4 protein-coding genes are annotated in these 6,229 nt (G+C 72.7%); all 4 read right to left on the reverse strand.

From position 1 onward, the window contains the following. Window positions 1–4: 4 nt before the first annotated feature. A complete protein-coding gene (locus SPR02S_RS35880; protein ID WP_019061845.1) occupies window positions 5–904 on the reverse strand; it encodes a phosphoribosylaminoimidazolesuccinocarboxamide synthase in 900 nt (299 codons plus the stop codon). Between the two features lie 70 nt (window positions 905–974). After that, complete coding sequence (locus SPR02S_RS35885) at window positions 975–2,480, reverse strand: N,N-dimethylformamidase beta subunit family domain-containing protein (protein ID WP_019061846.1); 1,506 nt, start codon at window positions 2,478–2,480, stop codon at window positions 975–977. Between the two features lie 188 nt (window positions 2,481–2,668). Continuing rightward, window positions 2,669–4,600, reverse strand: a complete 1,932-nt coding sequence (locus SPR02S_RS35890; protein ID WP_019061847.1) for a M48 family metalloprotease — start codon at window positions 4,598–4,600, stop codon at window positions 2,669–2,671. Window positions 4,601–4,901: 301 nt separating this feature from the next. Then, entirely contained in the window at window positions 4,902–6,155 is a 1,254-nt protein-coding gene (gene purD / locus SPR02S_RS35895) for a phosphoribosylamine--glycine ligase (RefSeq protein ID WP_019061848.1), read from the reverse strand. Window positions 6,156–6,229: the final 74 nt, after the last annotated feature.

Raw genomic sequence — 6,229 nt, forward strand, 5'->3', positions numbered from 1 at the left:
CCCTCTAGCCCCAGTTCAGGCCCGTCAGGCGCTCGTACGCCTCGATGTACTTCGCGCGCGTCGCGTCCACCACCTGCTGCGGAAGCGCCGGCGGCGGCTGCTCGCTCTTGCGGTCCCAGCCGGACTCCGGGCCGGTCAGCCAGTCGCGCACGAACTGCTTGTCGTACGACGGCTGCGCGCGGCCCGGCTGCCAGGTCTCGGCCGGCCAGAAGCGGGACGAGTCCGGGGTCAGGACCTCGTCGGCGGCGATCAGCGTCTCGCCGTCGAAGCCGAACTCGAACTTGGTGTCCGCGAGGATGATGCCCCGGTCACGGGCGATGTCCCGGGCACGGCCGTAGACGGCGAGGGTCGCCTGGCGCAGCTGCGCGGCGGTGTCGGCTCCGACCTGCCGGGCGACCTCCTCGTACGACACGTTCTCGTCGTGCTCCCCTACGGCGGCCTTCGTGGCCGGGGTGAAGATCGGGGCGGGGAGTTCACTGCCGTCGACCAGGCCCTCGGGGAGGGCGAGGCCGCAGACCGTGCGGGAGGCGTTGTACTCGACCAGGCCGGAGCCGGTGAGGTAGCCGCGGGCCACGCACTCCACCGGGACCATCTGGAGGGACTTGCAGATGAGGGTGCGGCCCGCCCAGTCTGCGGGGGCGCCGGGCGGGAGGTCGGTGCCGAGGACGTGGTTGGGGATCAGGTCGGCGAGCTGGTCGAACCACCAGAGGGAGAGCTGGGTGAGGACCCGTCCCTTGTCGGGGATCTCGGTCGGCAGTACCCAGTCGTAGGCGGAGATGCGGTCGCTGGCGACCATCACGAGATCGCCCGCCTCGTTCTGGTACAGCTCGCGCACCTTGCCGGTGTGGAGGTGCGTCAGGCCCGGAACCTGGAGCGGCTCGGGCTTTTCTACGAATCCGGACACGGGTTCCTCCAGTAAGTCTCTCCAACTGGCTCGATTGTCCCGTATGCGCGGCTGCCCTCCGGTCGCGGGGTCAGTCGTGCTTGCAGATGCGGTCCAGGAGGTTGGCCGTGGCGCGCTGGACGCGGGCGTCCACGTGGCCGGGGCGGTCCAGGGCCGGTGACCAGGCGAAGGTGCCGGAGGCGAAGACAAGAGAGCCGGAGGGGGCGCGGTAGAGGGAGGTCTCCTGGTGGCGGAGGGCGCCCTCGCTGTCCGCGTACGGGGAGTGGGCGAGCAGGATGCGCTCCTCGTGCCGGGGGAGCTGGGTGCGCGGGAAGTACCGGTCGGCCTCGCCCGCGACCAGGCCCTCGATCGGGTCGCCGTCACCGGCGCCGGTCGCCTCCCACAGCCAGTGGTCGGCGTTGCGGACGATCAGGGGGTACGGCTCGGGCACCCGGCCCGCGTACTGGATGCCGACCAACTGCTGCTCGGGGCGGTCGACTTCGCGCCACAGCACCGGCTTGCCCGGGCCCCGGCGCTTGCGGCAGGTGAGCAGGCGGTCGGGGACGCCGGACGGGGAGGGCCCCAACTCCACTTGCCAGTACATGGTGTTGGCGGAGAGGAAGACGAGGGACGTGCCGTGGTCGCGGGCACGTTCGACGGTACGGCGCATCTGTGTCGACCAGTACTCGTCGTGGCCGGGGAACACCAACCCCCGGTAACGGGTGGGGTCCACGCGGCCGGAGTGCAGGTCGCGGGCGTCGGCGTAGGCGAGGTCGTAGCCGTAGCGCTCGGCCCAGCGGATGAAGTCGTAGGCGTGGCCCACGTGGAGGGGCAGGCCCGCGCCCGCGTACGGGCGGTCGAAGGAGACCGTCGTCGCGGCCTCGGACTCGCCGAGGAGGCGGCCGTCGCCGTCCCAGGCGTGGTAGAGGCTCGCGCCGGTGTGGCCGTCCTCCGGGTAGAGGTTGTAGGCCTGCCAGGTGATGTCGGGCAGGAGGAGGAGCAGGTCGGCGGGGTGGTTGTCGCGGACCGTGAACGGGATGTGCGAGCGGTAGCCGTCGGCGGTGGTGAGGACGGCGACGTACGCGCCGATGCTCCAGTAACTCGGGATCTGCAGGCGCCAGGACAGCCACCAGTGGTGGCAGGAGACCGTGCGGTCGGCGGTGAGCGGCGGGGGCTGCACGATGCCCGAGAGGCGGGGGCTGGTGGTGATCTTGGCGGCGCCGTCACCGCCGTAGTGGCCGATGCGGTAGATGTCGACGGCGAACTCCTGGGGCGGGTCGACCGTGACGTGGAAGTCGAGTGCCTCGCCGGGGGCGACCGCGCTCGCCGAGGTGAAGCCCTTGATCTGGCGGCGGACGTCGTCGGCGGAGCGCGGGCCGCCGCCGTCCGACGCGCGCGGGGCGGGGACGTGAGGGGTGTGCCGGTCGGTGGTCGCGCGGGGCGGTGTGGGGTCCACGTACCAGGGGACGACGTGGCCGGTGTCGTCGAAGTAGGTCTCGCTGCCCCGGAGCCAGGGGACGGGGCCCTGTCCGAAGGGGTCCGTGACGGCGTGCGCCAGCGCTCCGGACTCCCAGCGGCGGATCTGCTCCGACCCCATGGTCGCTCCCCTCCCTCGTGCCCCCGTGGTGTTCCTTCGTCCAACTGTCGTATGCCGTAAGCCTTTGCCAGATACGGGACGGCGTACGGGATCGGCCTCAGCACATCACATTAAGCACTCACTCTGTCACTGGTCGTTGCTAATTGACCAAAAGTGGAAGTGCGGATTCCGCCAGGGTCTTGCGGGATTCAGACGAGCCGTACCGGCTTCTCCGGGCGTATGCCCAGGTCCATCAGCCACGCGCGCAGGGGTGCCGGGTCGCCGTCCTCCACCAGGCTGAGCACCCTCGGGGCGAGGTCGGCCGCCCTTTCGCCGTTGACGAGCAGGGTCGGGCCGTCGAGCCAGTCCAGGCCGGGCAGCGCTCCGGCCGTGTCCATCGCGGCGCAGCACACCATCGCCGTGACGTGATCGGCGAGCAACTCCCGGCCGGTGCGCGGTGGTTGGAGCGGGAAGAGGGGGAGCCCGGTGTCGTCCCAGAGTCCGGTGTCGGGGCCTTGCCCGGGCGGGGCCGCGCTGATCGGCGGGGTGGCCGCCTCCTCGCGCGCCAACTCCGCGGTCAGCCCTGCGGCGAGGGCCGCGCTGTGCGGGGAGCCGCTTTCGCCGAGCTCTTCGTCGTCATCGTCGGCGGCCATCGCCTTGTAGGGCTCGGGCTCCGGGGGTGCCTCTGGGTGGGGGGCTGCCTCTGGGTGGGGGGCTGGGGCTTCCGGTTGTGCGGGGGTGGACGGGTCGGTGAGGGTGGCGTCCGGCGCGTACGGATCTACGGCGTCGGCCTCCCCGTACCGGTCGTCCGCACGGCCGTCCGTACGGTCATCCGCACGGCCGTCCGTCGTCGTCGGGTCCGTCAGGTGGTCCACCACTCGGGCCAGGGTCGGGGGGTCGTGGTGGGGCGGGGTCGGGTCGGGGGCACGGCGGACGCCAAGGGTGTCCAGGACGCGGTGGAGGCGGGCCGCGTCCGTGCGCCATTTGCGGTCGACGACCTCCTCCGGGTACTCCTGCCAGGCCACCGGTGCCCAGTCGGGACCGGTCTCGGCGGGGCCGCCGTGGAAGAGGCGGGCGGCGAGGAGTGAGGTCGCCTCGTCGATCGTGCCGGGCTCTTCGAGCAGGTCGCAGGCGGGGCGCTCGCCCAGGCGGGAGGCGAAACCCTCGGCCAGGCGGTCGCGGCGGGACAGCTCCGTGAGCGCCGCGACGACGCCCGCGTCCAGTCGGGACGGCCAGCGGCCCATCCGCCACGCGGGCAGCGCGACCCTGGTCAGCAGCCGGTCCCAGCCCGCGTACGCCAGGCCCACCTGTTCCTGCGCGACGATCCGCAGGCCGTAGTCCACAGCCTGTGCACGCTCGGCGGCAGCGGCGGCCACGCCCCGCTCCATCTCGGCCGCGTGACCCCGGCAACTGCGCAGCAGCAGCCGGGCGACCCAGCCGACACCGGCGAGCACCGAACGGAACACCGGACCGCGCGGTGCCGAGGTCACGGCCACCGCCGCGTCCAGGCCCCGTACGAAACGGCGGGCCGCGGCTATGTCCGGGTGCGCCGAGGGTCCCGTACCGGCGACGACCGGGGCGAGCACCGCGCGCAGCTCGCCAACCCGCATCCACCACAGGAACGGCGAGCCGATGACGAGGACGGGCGCGGCGGCCGTACGCCGGGAACGCCCCGGGGTGAGGCTGCGGACGCCGGTGATCTCGTCGCCGCTCTCCTGCGGGGGCGGGCCGTGGGACGGGTGGGTGCGGTCCTCCAGCCAGCTGTCGCAGTCCGGGGTGAGCGCTATCGCGGACGGTGCGGGGACGTCGAGGCGGTCGGCGAGGTCGCGCACCATGCGGTACAGGTCCGGGGCCGATTCCTCGGCGATCGCGACCGTAGGACTCACGGCCGGGCGGGCCCGCGCGACGACCAGCGCGATGGCGCCGGCGGCGAGCAGCACGACGATCGCGGCCACGCCCATGATCCAGCGGGCGAGATCCCAGCTCCGGCCCATGAGATGGCCGGAGGAACCCCCGGCGAGCAGGATCACCGCGACGGCGGCGGGCAGCAGGGCGACGGCCAGCGCCCGGCTGCGGATCCGCAGCACGGCCAAGGCCCGGGAACGCGCCGCCTGCGCGCCCGCCTCCACACCCACACCCATACCGGTCACGACCGGACCTCGCCCCCTCCGTGCTGTCCCACTCCGCTGGTGTTGCTCACTCCCCCACTGTGGCACCCACCACTGACATCGCAATGCCGGTGGGCCAAGTGCCGGAACGCTTGCGCCGCACCATAGTTGGGGCCCCGGTCCCCGTCAGCCGGTTGGGGCATCGGTCACTCGATGGAATGGCTCAGGGGAAAGGTGGATGACAGAGGGCGAGGGTGAGGGCAAGGTTCAGGCCCCGAATCCTGAGACGGAATCGGGGCCTGTCGGGTTTATCGGTGCGCGGAAGCGCTTGGGGTCACTCGCCCGACGCCGCCTTCGCCGCGATGTCCGTGCGGTGCTCGGAGCCGTCGAGACGGACCCGGGCCACGGCCGCGTACGCGCGCTCGCGGGCCTGGGTGAGATCCGCGCCGATCGCCGTGACGGAGAGGACGCGGCCACCCGCGCTGACGACCGTGTCGCCGTCGTACTTGGTACCGGCGTGCAGCACGTACGCGTGCGGGGCGTCCTGCGCGGCCACCTCGTCGAGGCCGGTGATCGGGTCGCCGGTGCGGGGGGTGCCGGGGTAGTTGTGCGAGGCGATGACCACGGTGACCGCCGCGTCCTCGCTCCAGCGCAGGGGGGCCAGGTCGTCGAGGGTGCCGTCGGCGGCGGCGAGCAGGACGCCGGCCAGCGGGGTCTTCAGGCGGGCCAGGACCACCTGGGTCTCCGGGTCGCCGAAACGGGCGTTGAACTCGATGACCCGCACACCGCGACTCGTGATCGCGAGACCGGCGTAGAGGAGGCCGGAGAAGGGGGTGCCGCGGCGGCGCATCTCGTCGACGGTGGGCTGGAGGACGGTCTGCATGACCTCCTCCACCAGCTTCGGGTCGGCCCACGGCAGCGGAGAGTACGCGCCCATGCCGCCGGTGTTCGGGCCCTCGTCGCCGTCCAGCGCGCGCTTGAAGTCCTGGGCGGGCTGGAGGGGGACGACGGTGACGCCGTCGGTGATCGCGAAGAGCGAGACCTCGGGGCCGTCGAGGAACTCCTCGATGACGACCCGCTCGCAGGCGCCTGCGTGCGCCTTCGCCGCATCGAGGTCGTCGGTGACGACGACGCCCTTGCCGGCGGCGAGTCCGTCGTCCTTCACGACGTACGGCGCACCGAAGGCGTCGAGAGCCTCCGCGACCTCTTCCGGGTTCGTGCAGACGTAGGAGCGGGCGGTCGGCACACCGGCCGCCGCCATCACTTCCTTGGCGAAGGCCTTGGAGCCCTCCAGCTGCGCGGCCTCCCCGGAGGGGCCGAAGACCGGGATGCCCGCCTCGCGCACGGCGTCGGCGACCCCGGCGACGAGGGGTGCCTCCGGGCCGACCACGACCAGCTCGGCACCGAGTTCGGTGGCCAGCGCTGCTACGGCTGCGCCGTCGAGGGGGTCGACCTGGTGCAGCTCGGCGACCTCGGCGATGCCTGCGTTGCCGGGGGCGCAGTGCAGCGCGGTGACGTCGGGGTCGTTGGACAGGGAATGGCAGAGGGCGTGTTCGCGGGCGCCGGTACCGATGACGAGGACCTTCACGGGGTCAGCCTAGGTCACGGTGAGGGTGGGGGTGGTCGGGGTGGGGGTTGGGAGCGGGGTTGGTTGGTGGTGCG

Source organism: Streptomyces prunicolor NBRC 13075 (assembly GCF_000367365.1).
In the GTDB taxonomy this organism is placed as follows: domain Bacteria; phylum Actinomycetota; class Actinomycetes; order Streptomycetales; family Streptomycetaceae; genus Streptomyces; species Streptomyces prunicolor.

Excerpts from the sequence above, each read along its gene's own strand:
- SPR02S_RS35885 (WP_019061846.1), bottom strand. The coding sequence starts at position 2,480 with ATGGGGTCGGAGCAGATCCGCCGCTGGGAGTCCGGAGCGCTGGCGCAC.
- SPR02S_RS35890 (WP_019061847.1), bottom strand. The coding sequence starts at position 4,600 with ATGGGTGTGGGTGTGGAGGCGGGCGCGCAGGCGGCGCGTTCCCGGGCC.